The sequence below is a fragment of the Tropicimonas sediminicola genome (assembly GCF_900188335.1).
Lineage (GTDB): Bacteria > Pseudomonadota > Alphaproteobacteria > Rhodobacterales > Rhodobacteraceae > Tropicimonas > Tropicimonas sediminicola.
Genome location: NZ_FZOY01000005.1, coordinates 163,177 through 180,218 on the forward strand (window position 1 = coordinate 163,177; position 17,042 = coordinate 180,218).

Annotated in this window: 16 protein-coding genes; 8 read left to right on the forward strand and 8 right to left on the reverse strand. The window is 64.7% G+C overall.

What is annotated here, in order from left to right; translation table 11 throughout:
- Positions 1 to 13 precede the first annotated feature (13 nt).
- From CHB86_RS14250 to CHB86_RS14260, 3 genes are read left to right on the forward strand one after another with little or no spacing between them, the layout of a single operon-like run.
- On the forward strand, positions 14 to 904 hold the full coding sequence (locus CHB86_RS14250; protein WP_089233731.1) for an SMP-30/gluconolactonase/LRE family protein: 891 nt from the start codon (positions 14 to 16) through the stop codon (positions 902 to 904).
- Between the two features lie 18 nt (positions 905 to 922).
- Positions 923 to 1,432 carry an OsmC family protein gene (locus CHB86_RS14255; RefSeq protein ID WP_089233732.1) on the forward strand — a complete coding sequence of 170 codons (510 nt, stop codon included), beginning with the start codon at positions 923 to 925 and terminating at the stop codon, positions 1,430 to 1,432.
- Positions 1,429 to 2,043 (forward strand): carboxymuconolactone decarboxylase family protein, encoded by a 615-nt coding sequence (locus CHB86_RS14260; RefSeq protein WP_089233733.1) that lies wholly within the window; start codon positions 1,429 to 1,431, stop codon positions 2,041 to 2,043. The genes CHB86_RS14255 and CHB86_RS14260 overlap by 4 nt, the downstream gene beginning before the upstream one ends.
- Positions 2,044 to 2,204: 161 nt before the next feature.
- On the opposite strand, the gene CHB86_RS14265 is transcribed toward CHB86_RS14260, so the two are convergent.
- Positions 2,205 to 2,750: a CIA30 family protein gene (locus CHB86_RS14265; protein ID WP_089233734.1), complete on the reverse strand. Its 546-nt coding sequence runs from the start codon at positions 2,748 to 2,750 to the stop codon at positions 2,205 to 2,207.
- Between the two features lie 67 nt (positions 2,751 to 2,817).
- Between CHB86_RS14265 and CHB86_RS14270 the strand changes: the two genes are divergently transcribed.
- Both CHB86_RS14270 and CHB86_RS14275 read left to right on the forward strand, forming a co-directional pair.
- Entirely contained in the window at positions 2,818 to 4,134 is a 1,317-nt protein-coding gene (locus CHB86_RS14270; RefSeq protein ID WP_245837994.1) for a hypothetical protein, read from the forward strand.
- A 2-nt stretch (positions 4,135 to 4,136) separates the two neighbouring features.
- A complete protein-coding gene (locus tag CHB86_RS14275) occupies positions 4,137 to 4,928 on the forward strand; it encodes a COG3904 family protein (RefSeq protein WP_089233735.1) in 792 nt (263 codons plus the stop codon).
- Positions 4,929 to 5,072: 144 nt separating this feature from the next.
- Here the strand turns inward: CHB86_RS14275 and CHB86_RS14280 are convergent, their stop codons facing one another.
- The 6 genes from CHB86_RS14280 to CHB86_RS14305 form a co-directional block, all read right to left on the reverse strand.
- Positions 5,073 to 5,978 (reverse strand): MurR/RpiR family transcriptional regulator, encoded by a 906-nt coding sequence (locus tag CHB86_RS14280; protein WP_089233736.1) that lies wholly within the window; start codon positions 5,976 to 5,978, stop codon positions 5,073 to 5,075.
- 122 nt (positions 5,979 to 6,100) lie between these two features.
- Positions 6,101 to 7,102, reverse strand: coding sequence for a TRAP transporter substrate-binding protein (locus tag CHB86_RS14285; protein ID WP_245837967.1), 1,002 nt, complete (start codon positions 7,100 to 7,102; stop codon positions 6,101 to 6,103).
- 29 nt (positions 7,103 to 7,131) lie between these two features.
- Positions 7,132 to 8,424 (reverse strand): TRAP transporter large permease, encoded by a 1,293-nt coding sequence (locus CHB86_RS14290; RefSeq protein ID WP_089233737.1) that lies wholly within the window; start codon positions 8,422 to 8,424, stop codon positions 7,132 to 7,134.
- A gap of 2 nt (positions 8,425 to 8,426) precedes the next feature.
- The gene (locus CHB86_RS14295; RefSeq protein ID WP_245837969.1) at positions 8,427 to 8,924 is read right to left on the reverse strand and encodes a TRAP transporter small permease; all 498 of its coding nucleotides are present in this window, start codon (positions 8,922 to 8,924) and stop codon (positions 8,427 to 8,429) included.
- Positions 8,917 to 10,356 carry a mannitol dehydrogenase family protein gene (locus CHB86_RS14300; protein WP_089233738.1) on the reverse strand — a complete coding sequence of 480 codons (1,440 nt, stop codon included), beginning with the start codon at positions 10,354 to 10,356 and terminating at the stop codon, positions 8,917 to 8,919. The genes CHB86_RS14295 and CHB86_RS14300 overlap by 8 nt, the downstream gene beginning before the upstream one ends.
- Positions 10,353 to 11,585, reverse strand: coding sequence for an L-idonate 5-dehydrogenase (locus CHB86_RS14305; protein WP_245837971.1), 1,233 nt, complete (start codon positions 11,583 to 11,585; stop codon positions 10,353 to 10,355). Before CHB86_RS14305 ends, CHB86_RS14300 begins: the two co-directional genes overlap by 4 nt.
- Between CHB86_RS14305 and CHB86_RS14310 the strand changes: the two genes are divergently transcribed.
- Positions 11,560 to 13,458, forward strand: a complete 1,899-nt coding sequence (locus CHB86_RS14310) for a bifunctional 5-dehydro-2-deoxygluconokinase/5-dehydro-2-deoxyphosphogluconate aldolase (RefSeq protein ID WP_089233740.1) — start codon at positions 11,560 to 11,562, stop codon at positions 13,456 to 13,458. The two genes, CHB86_RS14305 and CHB86_RS14310, sit on opposite strands and share 26 nt — an antisense overlap.
- A 298-nt stretch (positions 13,459 to 13,756) precedes the next feature.
- Here the strand turns inward: CHB86_RS14310 and CHB86_RS14315 are convergent, their stop codons facing one another.
- Positions 13,757 to 14,890: a tartrate dehydrogenase gene (locus CHB86_RS14315; protein ID WP_089233741.1), complete on the reverse strand. Its 1,134-nt coding sequence runs from the start codon at positions 14,888 to 14,890 to the stop codon at positions 13,757 to 13,759.
- 126 nt (positions 14,891 to 15,016) lie between these two features.
- Here CHB86_RS14315 and CHB86_RS14320 point away from each other — a divergent pair, with 126 nt between their 5' ends.
- Both CHB86_RS14320 and CHB86_RS14325 read left to right on the forward strand, forming a co-directional pair.
- On the forward strand, positions 15,017 to 15,931 hold the full coding sequence (locus CHB86_RS14320; protein ID WP_089233742.1) for a LysR family transcriptional regulator: 915 nt from the start codon (positions 15,017 to 15,019) through the stop codon (positions 15,929 to 15,931).
- A 124-nt stretch (positions 15,932 to 16,055) separates the two neighbouring features.
- Entirely contained in the window at positions 16,056 to 17,030 is a 975-nt protein-coding gene (locus CHB86_RS14325; RefSeq protein WP_089233743.1) for a TAXI family TRAP transporter solute-binding subunit, read from the forward strand.
- The last annotated feature ends 12 nt before the right edge of the window (positions 17,031 to 17,042 follow it).

Genomic DNA, 17,042 nt, shown 5'->3' on the forward strand with positions numbered 1-17,042 from the left:
AATGGAGACGCCCATGCCATTCGACATCCGTTCCGACGCCTTCACCGCGGCCATCCCGGGCGAAAGCCGGCTCGAGGAGATCGGCGGGGGCTTCGGTTTCACCGAAGGTCCGATCTGGCACCCCGGGGAGCACTGGCTGGTCTTTTCCGACATCCAGGAAAGCCACCAGTACAAGTGGAGCGAGGCGGACGGGCTCAAGGTGTTCCGCACGCCATCCAACCAGGCCAACGGCAACTTCTTTGACCGTCAGGGCCGGGTGATCTCCTGCGAACATGCCTCGTCGCAACTGGTCCGGCACGAACACGGCGGCAAGCAGGTGGTGCCGTTGGCCACCCATTACCTGGGCAAGGAACTGAACAGCCCCAACGACGTGGTCTGCGACAGCAAGGGGCGGATCTGGTTCACCGATCCCAGCTTCGGCCGCATTCGCGAAGACCTGGGCATCCTGCGCGACCAGGATCTGCCCTACCAGGGGGTGTTCCGGCTGGACCCGGACGGCACGCTGACGCTGGTGGTGGACGATTTCCAGCAGCCGAACGGGCTCTGCCTGTCGGCGGATGAAAGCCGCCTGTTCGTGAACGACAGCTGGGGCGGGCATATCCGCGTGATGGATGTGACCGAGGACGGCGGGCTGACCAACAACCGCGTCTGGGCCGATGTCACCGGCGAGGGCGAGGGCGTGCCGGATGGCATGAAGACCACGACCGAAGGTCACATCCTGTGCAACGGTCCCGGCGGCGTGCACCTGTTCGACGCCGAAGCCAATTGCCTTGGCGTGATCCTGACGCCGCAGAAGTCGACGAACTTCTGCTTTGGCGGGAGGGACTTCCGCACGCTGTTCATCACCGCCTCCACCTCTGTCTACCGCATCCAGACCGCGATGACCGGTCTGGCCATGTTCTGAAACCGGAAAGGACCCCAGATGAGCGACGCCTACGAAATCCCGCCCAGCATCGAGAACACCAAGACGGCGACGCTGGTTCACCCCAAGGTCACCTCGCGTCTGCGCGACGGGTTCCTCGTTTCGGTCAGCAGCCGCAACAGCCGCTGGATCATCGACGAACCGGAACACAAGGGCGGTTCCGATCTCGGCCCCACGCCGCTGGAGTCGCTGCTTGGTTCGCTGGTCGGCTGTGAAAGCGTGGTGCTGAAACTGGTGGCGCAGGCCATCGGCTTCGAGTTCACCGACCTCACCATCGACTGCACCGGAACCGCCGACATGCGGGGCGCGCGCGGGGTGAAGGGCGTGCGTCCCTATTTCACTTCGGTCGATATGGTGATCGAGATCGAGACCGACGAGACCGCCCAGCGGCTGGAACTGCTGCGACGGAATGTCGAGCAGCGCTGCCCGGTGATGAACCTCTTTGAAAGCGCCGATGTGGATATGAATGTCACGTGGAAGGCCCGCAGCGTTCGACAGGGCGCGGCATGAGCCGCATCCCGCCCGCCGATCCGGAAAGCTACACGGAGGAAACCCGCGCCTTTCTCCGGGCGCGGGAAGAGGTTCTGGGTTTCGTGCCGAACTCCATGAAGGTCATGGCGCGGCGCCCCGCGGTCGGCGCCGCCTTTGTCCGGCTGTCCGACGCGGTGATCCAGGCGCCGGAGATGACGACCCCGGTGATCCTGCGCCGCATGGTGCAGCATATCGCCAGCTACGCCGCAGGCTGTCTCTACTGCCAGGCCCATACCGCGCGGATCGTCGACGACTTGAGCGAAGACGAACGGAAGATGGAGACGATCTGGGAGTTCGAGACCAGCGACCTGTTCTCCGAGGCGGAGCGCGTCGCGTTGCGCTTTGCCGTGTCGGCAGCGTCGGTCCCCAACCTCGTGACCGATGAGTTGATGGAGGACATGCGCCAGCACTTCTCCGACGACGAGATCGTGGAGCTGCTGGCCTGCGTGTCGGTCATGGGATTCATGAACCGATGGAACGACAGCCTCGCCACCACCCTGGAACAGGCGCCCCGCGAAAGCGCCGAGCGGACCATCGGAAAGAAGGGCTGGACGGTGGGCCAGCATGGCTCCGTGGTCGACCAACCCTGACATACTGAGGCTGCCGCCCCGTGGGGCGGCGGCTATTGGGAAGCATGGTACCCAGTACGGAATCCAGGTTCGAGAGCAAGCATCCACTGGTCTTTCGGGCACGGACTTTCGACGGTACCGACCCGAGACGTGGCAAAGGTGGTGCGTGTGGACTGGTGGACCTAGTAGACCCCGATCTCGGCAAGCGACACATCCGCTGTGTGATCCCTTCCGAACGCCACAAGTCCGATCGAGCGGACCGTTTCCGGTGACGCCCGACGCGGCAGCAAGCGTCCCGAGGGTTTGAAGGCGGACCAGGGCAAGCGAACCTCGCTCCAGTTCGGCCCGGTCTCGAAGACTGCCTGATAATATTGCCAGGGAAGCCTCGTCGCGCGCGTTCTCAGGTGAATGAAGTAGCGCTCACCGTTGCCGCGAACCCTGAGAACCAGTCCGGTGCTGTCCGCCTCGAGGGTGTCGACCATCGTGCGGACCTGAATGAAACCGCCTCGATTTGCTGTGCTGACGTCTCCTGTCAGCCGAATGAAGGTCTGCCCATTGTCGTTGCCGAGGCTGGACTGCCCTTGGGACACGCCGCCCATCACGTTGTCGGCGACGTAGGTCCATGACAGCTCCGACGCCGCTTTCATCTGTTCAGCCCTGGCACCGTCACCCGGTCCGACAGACGCTCCAATTGCCAAGATGGTCGCGAGAATGGTTCCCCTGATCATGAAGCTCACCCGCCCTACATGTGCGATGCGATTCCTGTACCTATATTAAGGAAGTTTAACGCAGGTGATGAGGCACAAGGTGACAGAAGCCACGCAAGGATTGACCGCTGCCGAAGCCAAGGGGCTCAGGACGGCGAAGGAACTCGAAGGCCACCTGGCATGGCTCGACACGTTCACCCCGGCGGCGCTCGGCGTCTTGGCGATCGCCTCCGGCATCTACACCTACCTCGGGGTTTCGACGCTTCTGGAGGACACGGGTGCGATGTCTTTCTTCGCGGCGGTCGCCTATTCGATTGCGGTGTCGGTCGGGATCTTCGTCTTCTGGAGCTACATGCTTCGGTTGCTGCCATCGATGCGCAGCGCTGCCGGGTTCATTGGCCTGACGGTCTCCACCATCGTGGGCTCCCTTGCCATCGTCGCCATGTCGAGTTGGCTGAATGCGGCGGCTTTGGCAGGATCGGCGGCGGTCGAGCAACATCTCGACTATACCGTCCGCGACTATCAGGCGGCGCTGGAGCAATCCCACGACATCGCCTTGTCGGGACAGGCTCTGGGTCGTGAGGTCCAGCGTGCGCGGGAAGCCTTTGAAGCTCTGGCGGACCAGGAACGGTCCGGCGAGTTGTCCGGAGCCGCAGGGGAGGGCGCGGTTTTCCGTGTGCTGACCCAGAAGAACGAGGAGCTGCGGAATCTGGAAGGGCAGATCGCCGGGCAGCAACCGCTGATCGAGGCAGCTTACGAAGAAGGCAACGCGATCCTAGGTCGAATGCGCGCACTCACCGTGGCGCCCGGACCGGTCGAACAGCGCTCGGTCGCGTTCTCGGAAGAAAGCGTCCGTCTGGCCGGCGTCATCTCGAACCTGAACCAGTACTCGGTCGCCCCGCTGGTGTCGCGTGCGGCGGCAGACCTTCCCGCATCGGTTGTCCTGCCTGAACTGGATGGCCGCAACAGCGCCGTCAGGGATGCGCAGTCCTCGACGATCGCATCCGTGCTGGATGCTCTCGATCAGCGCAGCCGGACGCTGAAGCAGGCCGCCGACGAGGTGCTCGCCCTGGAGCCCCCGCAGGAGACAGCCTACAATCCGATTTCCAGCGCCGATGCCGTCATCCGGTATGCGGGCAGCTTCGTTCCGTCCTGGTCGGGAGCGATCGCCATTGATCTGCTCCCGGCCATCCTTGTCTTCGTTCTGGCCATCGCGCAGGCGGCAATCCGCAGCGGTCGCGACGGCCTGAGCATCGAGGAAACGCTGACCCTGGCCGATCTGAAGGCTGCGATCAACGCGATGAAGGACGTCGAGGCCACGATGGGCGTCGCTGATGGAGAAATCCAACGTCGTGTCGCTGCAATCGATCCGGAGCCGCTGGTCAGGCAGGACGCGGCTGAATAGCAATGCTGTCTCAGAACACATCGCTTTCCCGCATCTCGATGCGCCGTGCCCTGCGTTGGGTGTTGATCGCCCAGGGATTCCTCGCCGTCTTTCTGGTTCTCTCGGATTTCCAGCCCGAGTGGTTGCTCAGACCGGGAAGCAGTACGGACCTTCCCGCCGGTCCGGTCAGCCCGGGAGATCAGGTCCGCCGTTACGAGCCGTCGCGCACCCAGCCCGACTTCACGAACCCAGGAGCCCTGCCCCAGATCGAGTTTCCGGACGACGTCCCCGAACGGCTTGAATTCACGCTGGAGACGCTGGAGGGGGTCGGAGACTTCGTGCTGGTCAACGGCGCGATTGCGCCCGGTGATGCGCAGCGCCTCGAGGCGTTCCTTGCCGGGCTCGAGACACCGCCGGAGAGCTTTGCTCTCAACAGCACCGGTGGCGCTGTCGAGGAATCCCTGAAAATCGGTCGTTCCCTGCGTGCGAGGGAGGCCAACACCATCATGCTGCCCGGAAACTTCTGTCTTTCGGCATGTCCCTACATGCTTGCTGCTGGGACGGAGCGCTCGGTGTCTTTGCGGAGTGCCGTTGGGCTGCATCAGCATTACTACGATGCGCCGGGCTATATGCCCGTCTTCCTCGCGGTCGAGGGCATTCAGGCCGGTCAAGGCCGCACGATGGAGTACCTGATCGAGATGGGCGTCGATCCGGGGGTCATGGTCCATTCCCTCGCAACGCCCCCCGATCAGATCTACGTTCTTGTCGAGGAAGAGCTTGTCGAAAGCCGGATGGCGACCGCGATCACCGAATGACGCTGACGGGGCACGGTGGTGATCTGTCGCCGGTGCGACGCGCAAGCGCGACGGCGGCAGGATGCCTGAACATGCAGGTCTGTAACACAGCGCTGGTGAGTGCCGCGCGAACCCGCTCGTGGCCAGTCGGCTGGCGCGGGGGGGTCAGGAGGGGTCGGCTGCCTGGGATCTTTGCTGTTTGCGGCTGCCGCGACTGACCTTGCGGCCAACGCTCACGATGAGCGATTGGCAGAGCGCCATCGCGGGGATCTGAAGGCGGAAATGCCCGAGGTGCCCTTCCCGGACGTAGAGCGCGTGACTGGCAATTCGCGCGGCCGGACTCATCTCGTTGTCGGTGATGCAGAGCAGTCGATGCCCCTTGGCCACGACCTTCTCCGCGATCTCGAGGGTCTCGGCGGTGTAGTCGTCGAAGGTGATCACCAGGGCGACATCCTCGGGCTGCATGAAACGGATCTGCTCGGCCCGCATCGCCCCGGTGTTGTCGATCAGGTTGGCGTGCTTTCCGACCTGGGAGAAGCCGTAGAAACAATAGGCGCCGACGCCGAATGCCCCGCGGGCCGAGACGATGTGGATCGTGCGGGCTTCGGCCAGCGTGCTCACGAAATCCGCCAGGACCGACCGGTCGACCTCGTCCTCGAGGCGCAGGAGCGTGTCGATCCCGGCATGGATGAAGGCGTCGAAGACGGCGTTCGGATCGTCGAGGTCGATGCCGCTGGTCGTGTCGCGCAGGGGCGTGTCGGCAAGCGCGCGCCGCCGGTCCGTGTCGGTCGTCTTGGGGCCGAGGAGGCGCTGGCGGAACACCGACTGGAACTCGGAGAAGCCGGCAAAGCCGAGTTCCTTGGAGAAGCGCGTGAAGGTCGAAATGGGAACATCCGCCATGCGCGACAGCTCGACGATGCTGTAGATCGCGGTATCTTCGGGGTTGTTCAGGACGAACTTCGCCACCTGCTTCAGTCGCTTGGGAAGGCGCAGTTCCGGTTCACTCAGGCGAGCGACCAGATCATCGAAATTCGCGATCTCGGGACGGGAACTGGATTCCGCTTGTGGCATGATCAGGTTATCGCCGCAGACCGTCTTGTGGGCAATGGGGTTATGCGCGCCCCGGCCGGCCGTTCATGGACCGAGCGGCGCCGGGTGATGCCGGCGCCGCTCCTTGGGTGACCTGCGTAGTCTTACTTGGCGATGGCCTCTTCCATGATCTTCGAAGCCTGCTCGACCCATTCGGCACCGCCGATGTCGTCGGCGAAGCTCGGCCACAGCGCCTTGGCGGCCTCCTGCCATTTCGCCTCGTCCTCGGGCGCGCCCGACAGCACCATGCCGAGTTCGACCAGTTCTTCCTTGGCCGCGGCGGTTTCTTCGGCGGACACCTGGCGCTCATGCAGGGCGGCCTCTTCGCCGGCGCGGTTCAGCGCTTCCTGCAGATCTTCGGGCAGGCCCTGGTAGAAGCGTTCGGAGACGATGATCGGGCCGGACCAGATCAGGTAGTGGATCTCGGTGATGTACTTCTGAACCTCGAAGAACTTCGAAGAGATCGCCGTGGTGTAGGGGTTCTCCTGGCCGTCGATCACGCCCTGCTGCAGCGCGGGGAACACCTCCGCCCAGGCCATCGGGATCGGGTCGAGGCCCCAGGACTGGAATGTCTTGATCGCGATGTTGTTCTTGGACACGCGGATCTTCAGACCCTGGAGATCGTCGAGGGTCTTCACCTCGCGCTCGCTGTTGGTCAGGACGCGGAAGCCCTTCTCGAAGTATCCGAGTACGCGCACGCCGGCCTCCTTTGGAAGGCGCTCGTTGAGCGGGCCCTTGAGCGCGTCCATCGCGGCATGGGCTTCCTCGGTCGAGGTGAAGGCATAGGGCAGCATCATGACGCCGACGGAGGGCGCCAGAGGCACCAGGTTGCCGGTGTAGAGGATCTCGCCCTCGATCGACCCCATGCGCAGCGCCTGGGCGACTTCCTGTTCGGAGCCGAGCTGGTTGGACGGGAAGATCTGCACCTCGATCCGGCCGTCGGTGTATTCCTCGACGAGTTCCTTGAACTTCACTGCGCCCATGTGGGTCGGGTTGTTCTCGTTGTCGCCGTGGCTCAGGCGCAGGGTGTAGTCCGCCGCCAGGGTGGGCAGGGCGCCGAGCGCGGACAGGGCCGCCGCGGCGATGGCCGTCTTCAAGATATTCATGGGGATCTCCTCCTTGGTAAATGGTCGTGTCAGTTGATGAAACCGAGCAGCCTTGGCAGCCACTGGGTGAGTTCCGGGACGAAGGCGACGAGCACCATCACGGAGATCTCGGCGATCAGGAACGGGATGCTGGCCTTGGAAACCTTCTCCACCGTGGTGTCGCCTATCTCGCTGGCCACGAAGAGGTTCACGCCGAGCGGCGGGGTCGAGTAGCCGATCTCGCAGGCGATCACGAAGATGATCCCGAACTGCAGCGGGTCGATCCCGACGGAACTGACCACGGGCAGCAGCAGCGGGGTCAGGATGATGATCTGGGTCAGCGTCTCCATCCACATGCCGATGAAGATCAGCAGCAACAGGATCAGCAGGATCAGCAGTGTGGGGTCCGACACCGCGCTGATCAGGCCGTTCGACACCAGCTGCGGCACCTGGAAGACGGTCAGCATGCGGCCGATGATCCGGCCGGTGACCAGAACCAGCATCACCGTCCCGGTGATCCGCACCGAGTAGATCATGGCGTCGATGAAGGTGGACACCCGGATTTCGCGGTAGACGAAGATCCCGACGAACAGCGCGTAGAGCACGGCCACCACCGAGGCTTCGGTCACCGTGAACACACCGGTATAGATACCGCCGAGGATGATCACGGGGGCGGCGAGGGCCCACTTGGCCTCCCACGCGGTGCGCCGGATGGCGCCGGGCTCGCGGTCGGAGCTCTCGCCGGAAGTGTAGCCTCGCCGGCCGGCGATGAAGCGGCTGGTGCCATAGAGCGCGGCCGCGAGCATCAGGCCCGGCACGAAACCGGCGATGAACAGGGCGCTGATCGAGGTTTCCGAGGTGATGCCGTAGATGATCATCGGGATGGACGGCGGGATGACGACGCCGATCCCGCCCGCGGACGAGGGCACGGCAGAGGCGAAGCCCTTGTCATATCCGTCGCGCACCATGGCAGGGATCATGATCGAGCCGATGGCGGCGGTGGTTGCCGGGCCGGAGCCCGAGATCGCGGCAAAGATGGTGCAGGCGACGATCGTGACGCTGGCGAGTCCGCCCGGCGCCGGGCCGACGATCGCCCGGGAGAAATCGATCAGCCTCTGAGTGAGGCCGCCTTTCTCCATCAGCGTGCCCGCCAGGATGAACATCGGCACTGCGATGATCGTGAACTCGTCGACGGCGGTGTAGGCCGTCTGTACGAGGTAGGACATCGGCATGTTGGCCATGGCCATCGCGATGACGGCCGCGAGGCCGATCGAAATACCGACCGGCACGCCGATCACCAGGAAGATGACGAAGGACAGCGCCATCAGGAGCGTCGGATCCATGATCAATCTCCCATCCGGCTGTCTGCGGGGCCCTTGCCGGTCTGCCAGCGGCGGACCATGACCTGGAACACGCGGACGGACATGAAGGCGAAGCCGAGCGGCACGATCAATTGCACCCAGACCAGGTTGATGCCCGTGGTCTGTGAGATGTAGGGGAACTCGAACATCGAGAGCGTGAACCAGTATCCGTGCCAGATCACGATGGCGTTGAAGACCAGCCAGAGCGTGTCGGCGAGCGTGTAGGCGATGAGCCGCGCGCGTTCCGGCAGCATTTCAAGCTGCAGCGCGACGCGGATGTGCCGGTCGCCCTCGGCGGCGATCACAAAGCCGAAATAGACCGACCATACAAAGGCGAAGCGGCTCACTTCCTCGAGCCAGCTGAAGGATCGGCCGAAGCCGAACCGCGCCACGACCTGCAGCCCCAGAAGCGCCACCACGACCGTCATGAGGCCCGCGCCGAGCCATTCCTCGGGCGTTCGGCCAGCCAGCCACCTACGCATGCATGTTCTCCCTTGCGCATTCGCCGATCAGCGCCGCCCGTGCCCCGGGTTCGGCGCCGCCGAAGCGACCAATCCATCGCTCGACCAGCCCGCGGAACCTGTCCGAGCCGGCGAGCGTCCGCGGCAGAACCGGCAGCGACAGCACCGCGCCGGCGAGGCCGGCCGCGTCCGCGTCGAAACGCGCCCTGTCGGCTGCCATCCTGTCGGCCAGGGGATCGCTCATGCGGAAGCCTTCCGCGTCCGGTGCGGTGCCGCCGCCGTTCAACGCCCAGGCCGCAAGCACCATCGCCTGCGGCTCGGCCCGCGCCGCGTCGCCGCGGGCGATCAGCGTCTCCGCGGGTTCTGCGATCCGCTGGGGGAGCTTGAAGCTGGCGTCCGACGCGATCTGGTTCAGCGGGTGATGGATCCGCGGGTTCTGAAGCCGCTGGAGGCTCGTCCGGCCATAGGCGGCGAGATCCTCGCCCGCCGGGCAGTCGAGGGTCGATGCCTGCGATGCATGGAACGCGGCCGCCCAGGCGGCGAGATCCGGTTGCGTGGATGCCTCGTGAGAACTGGTGCAGCCGCAGAGCCGTCCGAGCTCGGCATAGGCCGATTGCAGCCCGTTCAACAGGCGATACTTCATTCGCACGTAGGGGCCGACGTCCGGGACAACCTGGACGCCTGCGCGCTCCAGTTGCGGGCGGTCGGCGGCAAAGCTGTCCTCGATCACCCATTGCCGGAACGGTTCCGCAACCACACCGATCCCGTCCGCGTGCCCGAGGGCCGTTTCCAGCCGGCTGCGGGCCTCGGGGGTCATTGCGGGAACGATGCGGTCGACCATGGAAACGGGGAAGCGCACATGGCTGTCCATCCAGGGCAAAAGCTCCGGGAAGGCGCGCCGGGCGTAGTCTTCGAGGACGCTCTCGAGCACCCGGCCGTTCTGGGGAACGTTGTCGCAACTCGCGAGCGTGATCGGCGCGCCGCCCGAACGCCGGCGACGTTCGAGCATCCAGGCGAGATAGCCGATTGCCGTGACCGGCCGTTCCGGAGCGGCGAGGTCGGCGGCGACGCGCTGGAGATCGAGATCGCGCGTGCCGGAATGGTGGCAATATCCCTTTTCGGTGATCGTCAGCGTGACAAAGGTGATGTCGTCCCAAGGGGCGAGCGCGGCCTTCGATGCGTCGTGCAGGTGTCTCAGGGTGCCGATCGCGCGGCACTCGGAGTCCGTGGCGTCCTCGGAGAGCACGGCATAGCGCCCATTCTGCGCCGCGAGCGTGCCGGAAATGTCCGGCGGCGTCAGGTTGATCCCCATCACGCCGGAGGGCGCGCCGAGGCGGGCGAGATCGTCGTAATAGACCTGCTGATGCGCCCGATGAAAGGCACCGACCCCGATATGGGCGGCGGTGATCTTCAGCGTGTCGGGGTCATAAGGCAGGGGAAAGGGAACGGTCATTGGAAGGTCACCATCACTTTCAGCGTCCGGGCCTTGTCGAGCGCGCGTTCGAACACTGCTTCCGGAGCATCGAGCGGTAGTTCGGCCGAGATCATCGGGCGCAGGTCCACTTCGCCGGCGGCGATCGCCTGCACGGCCGCTTCGAACTCGTCCGAGAACCGATAGGTCCCGGTGATCGTCAGTTCGCGGGTCAGCAGCTTGGCGAGATGGAGCGGGGACACGGGCGGCAGGAAGCCGACCTGAACCAACCGTCCCCGCGGCTTCATGGCCTCGATGGCCAGGTCCAGCGCCTGCGGCGCGCCCGAAGCCTCGAAGACAATGTCGCTCCGCGGCGTGGCCGTCAGCGCCGAGAGCGCGGTTGGATCTGCGGCGTTCACCACCTCGTCCGCGCCGAGCCGCGCCGCGCGGGCGCAGGCCTCTGGGGACACATCGCTCATGATGATCCGCTCTGCGCCGGCGCGCCGCGCCGCCACGGCGACCATCTGGCCGATCACGCCCGCGCCGGTGACAAGCACCGTGCGCCCAGACACCTCCCCGGCCATCGCCACCGCATGCAGCGCGACGGCGAACGGCTCGGCCATGGCCAGGTGTCGAAGGTCGGCGCCTGCGGGCACCTTGACGCATTGCGCGGCCTTCACGCGGACGATCTCGGAAAACCCGCCGTCGCGATGCGGCAGACGGGCGGCGCTGCCCATGAACTGCATGTCGGTGCAGAGATTCGTCTCGCCGCTCCGGCAAAATCCGCAGGTACCGCAGGGGCTTGCCGGGTTGACCGCGACCTTGTCGCCCGGACGGAGGCCGGTCACCCCGGCACCGGTTTCGATCACCGTGCCCGAGAACTCATGTCCCAGGACCATGGGGTTGCGGACAATCGAATCCCCAACGCGGCCATGCTCGAAATAGTGGATGTCCGAGCCGCAGATGCCGCCCCAGGCAAAGCCGATCATCACCTCTCCGGCTCCGGCTCCGGCGGTGTCGCGGTGGTCTATTCGCACGTCACGAGCAGCGTGAACGACGCAGGCTTTCACGGCCGATTCCTCCCGGATATCCGCCGGCTCCTCTACCGGCGATTTCGATTTTGAAACATATTGATCATTTTCTGGCAAGATGAAAAGTAATGACTGTTCGCGCCGCGGCTCCGATCTCCGGAACCGGCTTGCGGCCGGGCGGATACTCGGGTCGCGCGCTTCAGGAGGAGAGACCATGAACAAGACACTGGATGTGATCACGATCGGCCGATCGTCCGTCGACCTCTACGGAGAGCAGATCGGCGGGCGGCTGGAGGACATGGGAAGCTTCGGCAAATACGTCGGCGGGTCACCGACCAACACCGCCACGGGAGCGGCGCGTCTGGGGCTGAAATCCGCTGTGATCACACGGGTGGGCGACGAGCACATGGGCCGCTTCCTGCGCGAGGAACTCGCGAGGGAAGGCGTGGATACCCGCGGCATCGTCACCGATCCGGAGCGGCTTACCGCGCTGGTTCTGCTCGGGATTCGGGATCAGAACCAGTTCCCGCTGATCTTCTACCGGGACAATTGCGCCGACATGGCACTGTGCGAGGACGACATCGATCCGGACTTCATCCGCCAGGCACGCGCAGTCGTGGCAAGCGGCACGCATCTCAGCCATCCGCAAGTCGAGGCGGCGACGCTCAAGGCGCTCCGGCTGGCGCGGGAGTTCGGGATGCAGACAGCGCTCGACATCGACTACCGCCCGAACCTCTGGGGGTTGGCGGGACACGGCGCCGGCGAGGAGCGCTACATCGCCTCCGACAAGGTGACCGAGAAGCTCCAGTCGACGCTGCACTATTTCGACCTGATCGTCGGTACGGAGGAGGAGTTCCACATCGCCGGCGGCTCGACCGACACGATCCAGGCGCTGCGCAATGTCCGGGCGGTCTCGACGGCGACACTCGTCTGCAAGCGCGGCCCGATGGGCGCCACGGCCTTCACCGGCGACATCCCCGATACGCTGGACGAGGGCGAGTCTGGGCCGGGGTTCCCGATCGAGGTCTTCAACGTGCTGGGGGCGGGGGACGGCTTCATGGGCGGGCTGCTGAAAGGATGGCTCGACGGCGAAAGCTGGACGACGGCGATCACCTACGCCAATGCCTGCGGCGCCTTCGCGGTCAGCCGGCATGGCTGCACCCCGGCCTATCCGTCCCTGGAGGAGCTGCAGTTCTTCCTCGAGCGCGGCGTGCAGACCAGGGAGCTTCGCAACGACAGGGAGTTGGAGCAGATTCACTGGTCGACAAACCGCAAGGGCGACTGGTCGACCATGCGGGTCTTTGCCTTCGACCACCGCAGCCAGCTCGAGGAACTCGAGGGCGCGACACCCGACAAGATCGGGGCGTTCAAGGAACTCTGCCTGACGGCTGCACTCGAGGTTCAGGGGGGCAAGCCCGGCTACGGCATTCTGTGTGACGCACGGCTCGGTCGAGATGCGCTCTACAAGGCTGCAGGCACCGGCCTGTGGGTCGGTCGCCCATGCGAGTGGCCGGGATCGCGCCCCCTGACGCTGGAGCCCCAGCTCGGCCCGGACCTTGGGGGCCTTCTCGAGTGGCCTCGCGACAACGTGGTCAAGGTGCTGTGTTTCTATCATCCGGATGACACGGCAGAGATGCGAAGCGCCCAGGAGGAAACGGTGTCCCGCCTCTTCGCCGCGTCTCGCCGGAACGGGCTGGAGTTGCTGCTGGAGATCATTCCTTCAAAGGCCGGCAGGGTGAATGAGGGAACGAACGCAGCGGTCATCCAGCGGTTCTACGACATCGGTGTCTACCCCGACTGGTGGAAGCTGGAACCGATGACCACGACCTCCGCATGGCAACAGACTTGCGACACGATCCTGCGGAACGATCGCTACACCCGCGGCATCGTGATCCTGGGACTGGCGGCTGCGGAGGAAGACCTTGCCGAGAGCTTCCGCGTCGCGACCCGTTTCCCGCTGGTGAAAGGATTTGCCGTGGGCCGGACGATATTTGCGGACGCCGCGCAGGCATGGTTGAAGGGCGACATCGGGTCGGACGAGGCCGTAGCCGAAATGGCAAATCGCTACGCCCGGCTCTGCGCCGTTTGGGACGAGAGCCGAAGCCAGGTGTAGGATTGTTGGGCTGACGACAGCACTGCAGGCGCCCGAGGTCGATTCCTTTCGCCAGGCGCCTGCTATCGACAGTCCTTGCGGGACGAATGCAGCATAATTTTCCCCGATCCCGTCGGGGTCGGGGGTTTCGGCTATCGATCCAAACGTCGCACAGCAAGCCGCTGGATGACCTAATGGCCGGTGAGACGCGACAGCACGGCAGCGTGGTCGCAGGGCGAAGACCGACTGATCCTGTGGTGGAAATGGGGCAATCGACGCGCGCGGCCCGGTTTACGGTCCAGCATCCGAGCCATCCGGTTCAGATGTTTTCCGATCGAATGGCCTCGCAGACTGCAGTCGTGACGTCTTGGGTCGTGGCGCTTCCGCCGACGTCCGGCGTCAGGATTCCGGCGGCGCAAACGGATTCGACGGCGCGCATCAGGCGCTGCGCCGCGGCCGCCTCCCCGAGATGCTCGAGCATCTGGCTGGCGGTCCAGAAGGTCGCAACCGGATTGGCGATCCCTTTCCCGGTGATGTCGAACGCCGAGCCATGAATCGGCTCGAACATCGAAGGCCCGCGCCGTTCGGGATCGATATTGCCGGTCGGCGCGACCCCAAGGCTTCCGGCAAGCGCGCCTGCAAGGTCGGACAGGATGTCTGCGTGCAGGTTGGTCGCCACGATCGTGTCGAGGCTCCGCGGATTCTTCACCATGCGAACGGTCATCGCGTCGACCAGCATCTTGTCCCAGGAAATATCGGGGAAATCCCTGGAAACCTCCTCGGCGATCTCGTCCCACATCACCATGCCGTGCCGCTGTGCGTTCGACTTGGTGACGACGGTCAGGAGCTTGCGGGGGCGCGACTGCGCCAGTTGGAAGGCATAGCGCATGATCCGCTCCACGCCGGTGCGGGTGAAGATGGCGACTTCCGTTCCGACCTCTTCGGGCATGCCCCTGTGAGCCCGCCCGCCCATGCCGGCGTACTCGCCTTCCGAGTTCTCGCGCACGATGACCCAGTCAAGATCGCCCGGCCCCACATTGGCCAGCGGCGAGGTTATTCCGGGCAGGATCTTGGTGGGTCGCACGTTGGCGTATTGGTCGAAGCCCTGGCAGATCGGCAGGCGCAATCCCCACAGGGTGATGTGATCCGGCACGTCCGGAGCGCCAACGGCTCCGAAAAAGATGGCATCGAAATCCTTGAGTTGCTCGCGACCGTCTTCGGGCATCAACGCGCCCGACCGCTTGTAGCGGTCCGACCCCCAGTCGAAATCGGTAACGTCGAGAGTGAACCCGCCGTCGCGCCGTGCCACGGCCTCCAGCGCCTGCAGACCCGCGGCGATGACTTCCGGGCCGATCCCGTCCGCCGGAATGGCTGCGATCCTGTAGGTCCGGACCGCGTCGGGCGTGTTGCGGGCAGATGCAGCACCGACCGGGCCGGCTTCCTGGATGGTCATTTCGCCTTCTCCTGTGTGAGGGTCCGCGGTTCCCCGGGACGTTACAGACAAGCTCTGCCGGGCATCAATTCTTGAAAGATTATATACAGGAGTGAAATAGTAGTCCGGCCAGAGGAGGGTCGCAGTTTGGATATCAACCAGTTGAAGTGCTTCCTGACCGCCGCCGAAACCCTGCATTTCGGACGGGCGGCGCAGGCGCTCGACATGCTTCCGGCGACGCTGGGGCGCCAGATACGGCAACTGGAGGAGCAACTGGGCGTTCAGCTTTTCCAGCGAACGACCCGCGCCGTGTCGCTGACCGAAACGGGCTCGCGGATCCTCGAGGACGCCCGAAAGCTGGTCGAGGAAGCCGAAGCATTCGAGCGCAATGTCCGCACGATCCGGAATTCCGGGACGCACGCGCTCAATGTCGGCGCCATCGACAGCGCCGCGGCCGGGTTGATGCCGCAGCTGCTGCAACTCGTCCGCCAGGAGCAGCCGGACCTGACTGTCCAGATCATCGAACAGAAGACCATCCACCTGCTGCCCAAGCTGCTGAGCGGCAGCATCGATCTCGCCTTTTGCCGCCCTCCCGACATCCGGGACCCGCGCGTGCATTTCATGACCTTGTTCTACGAAACGGCCGTCGTTGCGCTTCCGTCTTCCCATGCGCTTGCCGGCAGGGAGCGCCTCGGGATCTCCGACCTCGAGGACGAGCCATTGATCGTACCGGACCGGCGTTCGCGACCGCATTCGCATGACCTGACGATCAAGCTGTTCGTCGACGCTGGTCTGACCGCCCGCATAGCGCAGGTGGCGGAGGAGAAGCAGACGATCGTCAACCTCGTCGCCGCGGGAGCGGGACTTGCGATCGTGCCGCGGTGGACCTCCCGGCTGAAGGTCGAAGGGGTCACGTTCGTGCCGCTCGCCGTGCCGGATGAAACCTCGCGATCAAAGCTTGTGCTTGCCGTTGCATGGGCGCGCGGGACACGGGATCCGCTCCGGGAGGCCTTCATGTCGGTTCTGAAAGGGCATCTCGAGGAGATCGAAGCGACCGCCTGACTATTGCGATAAATAATATAATCTTCGGCCTGTTGAGACGTCGCGGCTCTGTCTCTCATCATTCAAGCACAAGCCGTGCCGCCTTCGAGGTCGCGCTTCGGCGAGAAATGGGAGGATATCGACAATGAAATTCAACGTGTTGGGCGTAGTTTTTGCCTGCGCCGCGATGGCTCTGCCCGCCGCCGCCCAGGATCGGGAAGGATGGCCGAGCAGCATCGCCATCGGCACCGGCAGCCAGGGTGGGACCTATTTCGGCTACGGATCCGGCTTCGGCGCAATGATCAGCGAAGCATTGGGCATCAATGCGGGGGTGGAGATCACCGGGGGCCCGGTGCAGAACGTCACTCTCGTTGAAGCCGGCGAGCACCAACTGGGGTTCGTGACGCTCGGACCGGCCGACGAGGCGCGTCGCGGTGAAAGCCCGCTGATGCCCGGGGTTCCGCACGAGAACGTGCGCGCGCTGTTTCCGATGTACCAGACGCCGCTCCAGGCAGCCGTCCTCGCCAGTTCGGATATCCAGAGCTTCCAGGATCTCCAGGGCAAGCGGGTTGGCGTCGGGCCGGCGGGCGGCACTTCGGCCACTTACTGGACGCGCTTCTTCGAAAACGCCGAGGGGTATGACAAGGTGATCGTGTCGAATGCCGGCGGCTCCGACACCGCCGGGCAACTCAAGGACGGCCTGATCGACGGCTTCGTCTATGCCGCGGGCCTGCCGACCGGGGCCTATGCGCAACTTGCGGTCGAGAACGACGTGCGCTTCCTGTCGATGGACGAGGAGACGCTCGGCAAGATGATGCAGATCGTTCCGGCCATGGCACCCTTCACCATCCCGGCGAACACCTACGAGGACCAGCCCGAGGATCTGCAGACGGTATCGCTGTGGAACTTCGCCATCTCGCACAAGGACATGCCCGAGAGCCTGGCCTATGAAATCACCGCGCTGGCGATGGAGAACCATGACCGCATGGTGACCAACCACGCCGCCGCCAAGGAAACGCTTCCGGAGAATGTCCTGAAGAACCAGGTCATCCCGTTTCATCCGGGTGCGGTAAAGTGGTTCGAGGAAAACGGCTACACCATTCCCGACAACCTCAAGTAGCACCCTTCAGAG

Excerpts from the sequence above, each read along its gene's own strand:
- CHB86_RS14310 (WP_089233740.1), top strand. The coding sequence starts at position 11,560 with ATGAACAAGACACTGGATGTGATCACGATCGGCCGATCGTCCGTCGAC.
- CHB86_RS14315 (WP_089233741.1), bottom strand. The coding sequence starts at position 14,890 with ATGACCATCCAGGAAGCCGGCCCGGTCGGTGCTGCATCTGCCCGCAAC.
- CHB86_RS14290 (WP_089233737.1), bottom strand. The coding sequence starts at position 8,424 with ATGGATCCGACGCTCCTGATGGCGCTGTCCTTCGTCATCTTCCTGGTG.
- CHB86_RS14325 (WP_089233743.1), top strand. The coding sequence starts at position 16,056 with ATGAAATTCAACGTGTTGGGCGTAGTTTTTGCCTGCGCCGCGATGGCT.
- CHB86_RS14280 (WP_089233736.1), bottom strand. The coding sequence starts at position 5,978 with ATGCCACAAGCGGAATCCAGTTCCCGTCCCGAGATCGCGAATTTCGAT.
- CHB86_RS14260 (WP_089233733.1), top strand. The coding sequence starts at position 1,429 with ATGAGCCGCATCCCGCCCGCCGATCCGGAAAGCTACACGGAGGAAACC.
- CHB86_RS14295 (WP_245837969.1), bottom strand. The coding sequence starts at position 8,924 with ATGCGTAGGTGGCTGGCTGGCCGAACGCCCGAGGAATGGCTCGGCGCG.
- CHB86_RS14285 (WP_245837967.1), bottom strand. The coding sequence starts at position 7,102 with ATGAATATCTTGAAGACGGCCATCGCCGCGGCGGCCCTGTCCGCGCTC.
- CHB86_RS14300 (WP_089233738.1), bottom strand. The coding sequence starts at position 10,356 with ATGACCGTTCCCTTTCCCCTGCCTTATGACCCCGACACGCTGAAGATC.
- CHB86_RS14270 (WP_245837994.1), top strand. The coding sequence starts at position 2,818 with ATGAGGCACAAGGTGACAGAAGCCACGCAAGGATTGACCGCTGCCGAA.
- CHB86_RS14250 (WP_089233731.1), top strand. The coding sequence starts at position 14 with ATGCCATTCGACATCCGTTCCGACGCCTTCACCGCGGCCATCCCGGGC.
- CHB86_RS14255 (WP_089233732.1), top strand. The coding sequence starts at position 923 with ATGAGCGACGCCTACGAAATCCCGCCCAGCATCGAGAACACCAAGACG.
- CHB86_RS14265 (WP_089233734.1), bottom strand. The coding sequence starts at position 2,750 with ATGATCAGGGGAACCATTCTCGCGACCATCTTGGCAATTGGAGCGTCT.
- CHB86_RS14275 (WP_089233735.1), top strand. The coding sequence starts at position 4,137 with ATGCTGTCTCAGAACACATCGCTTTCCCGCATCTCGATGCGCCGTGCC.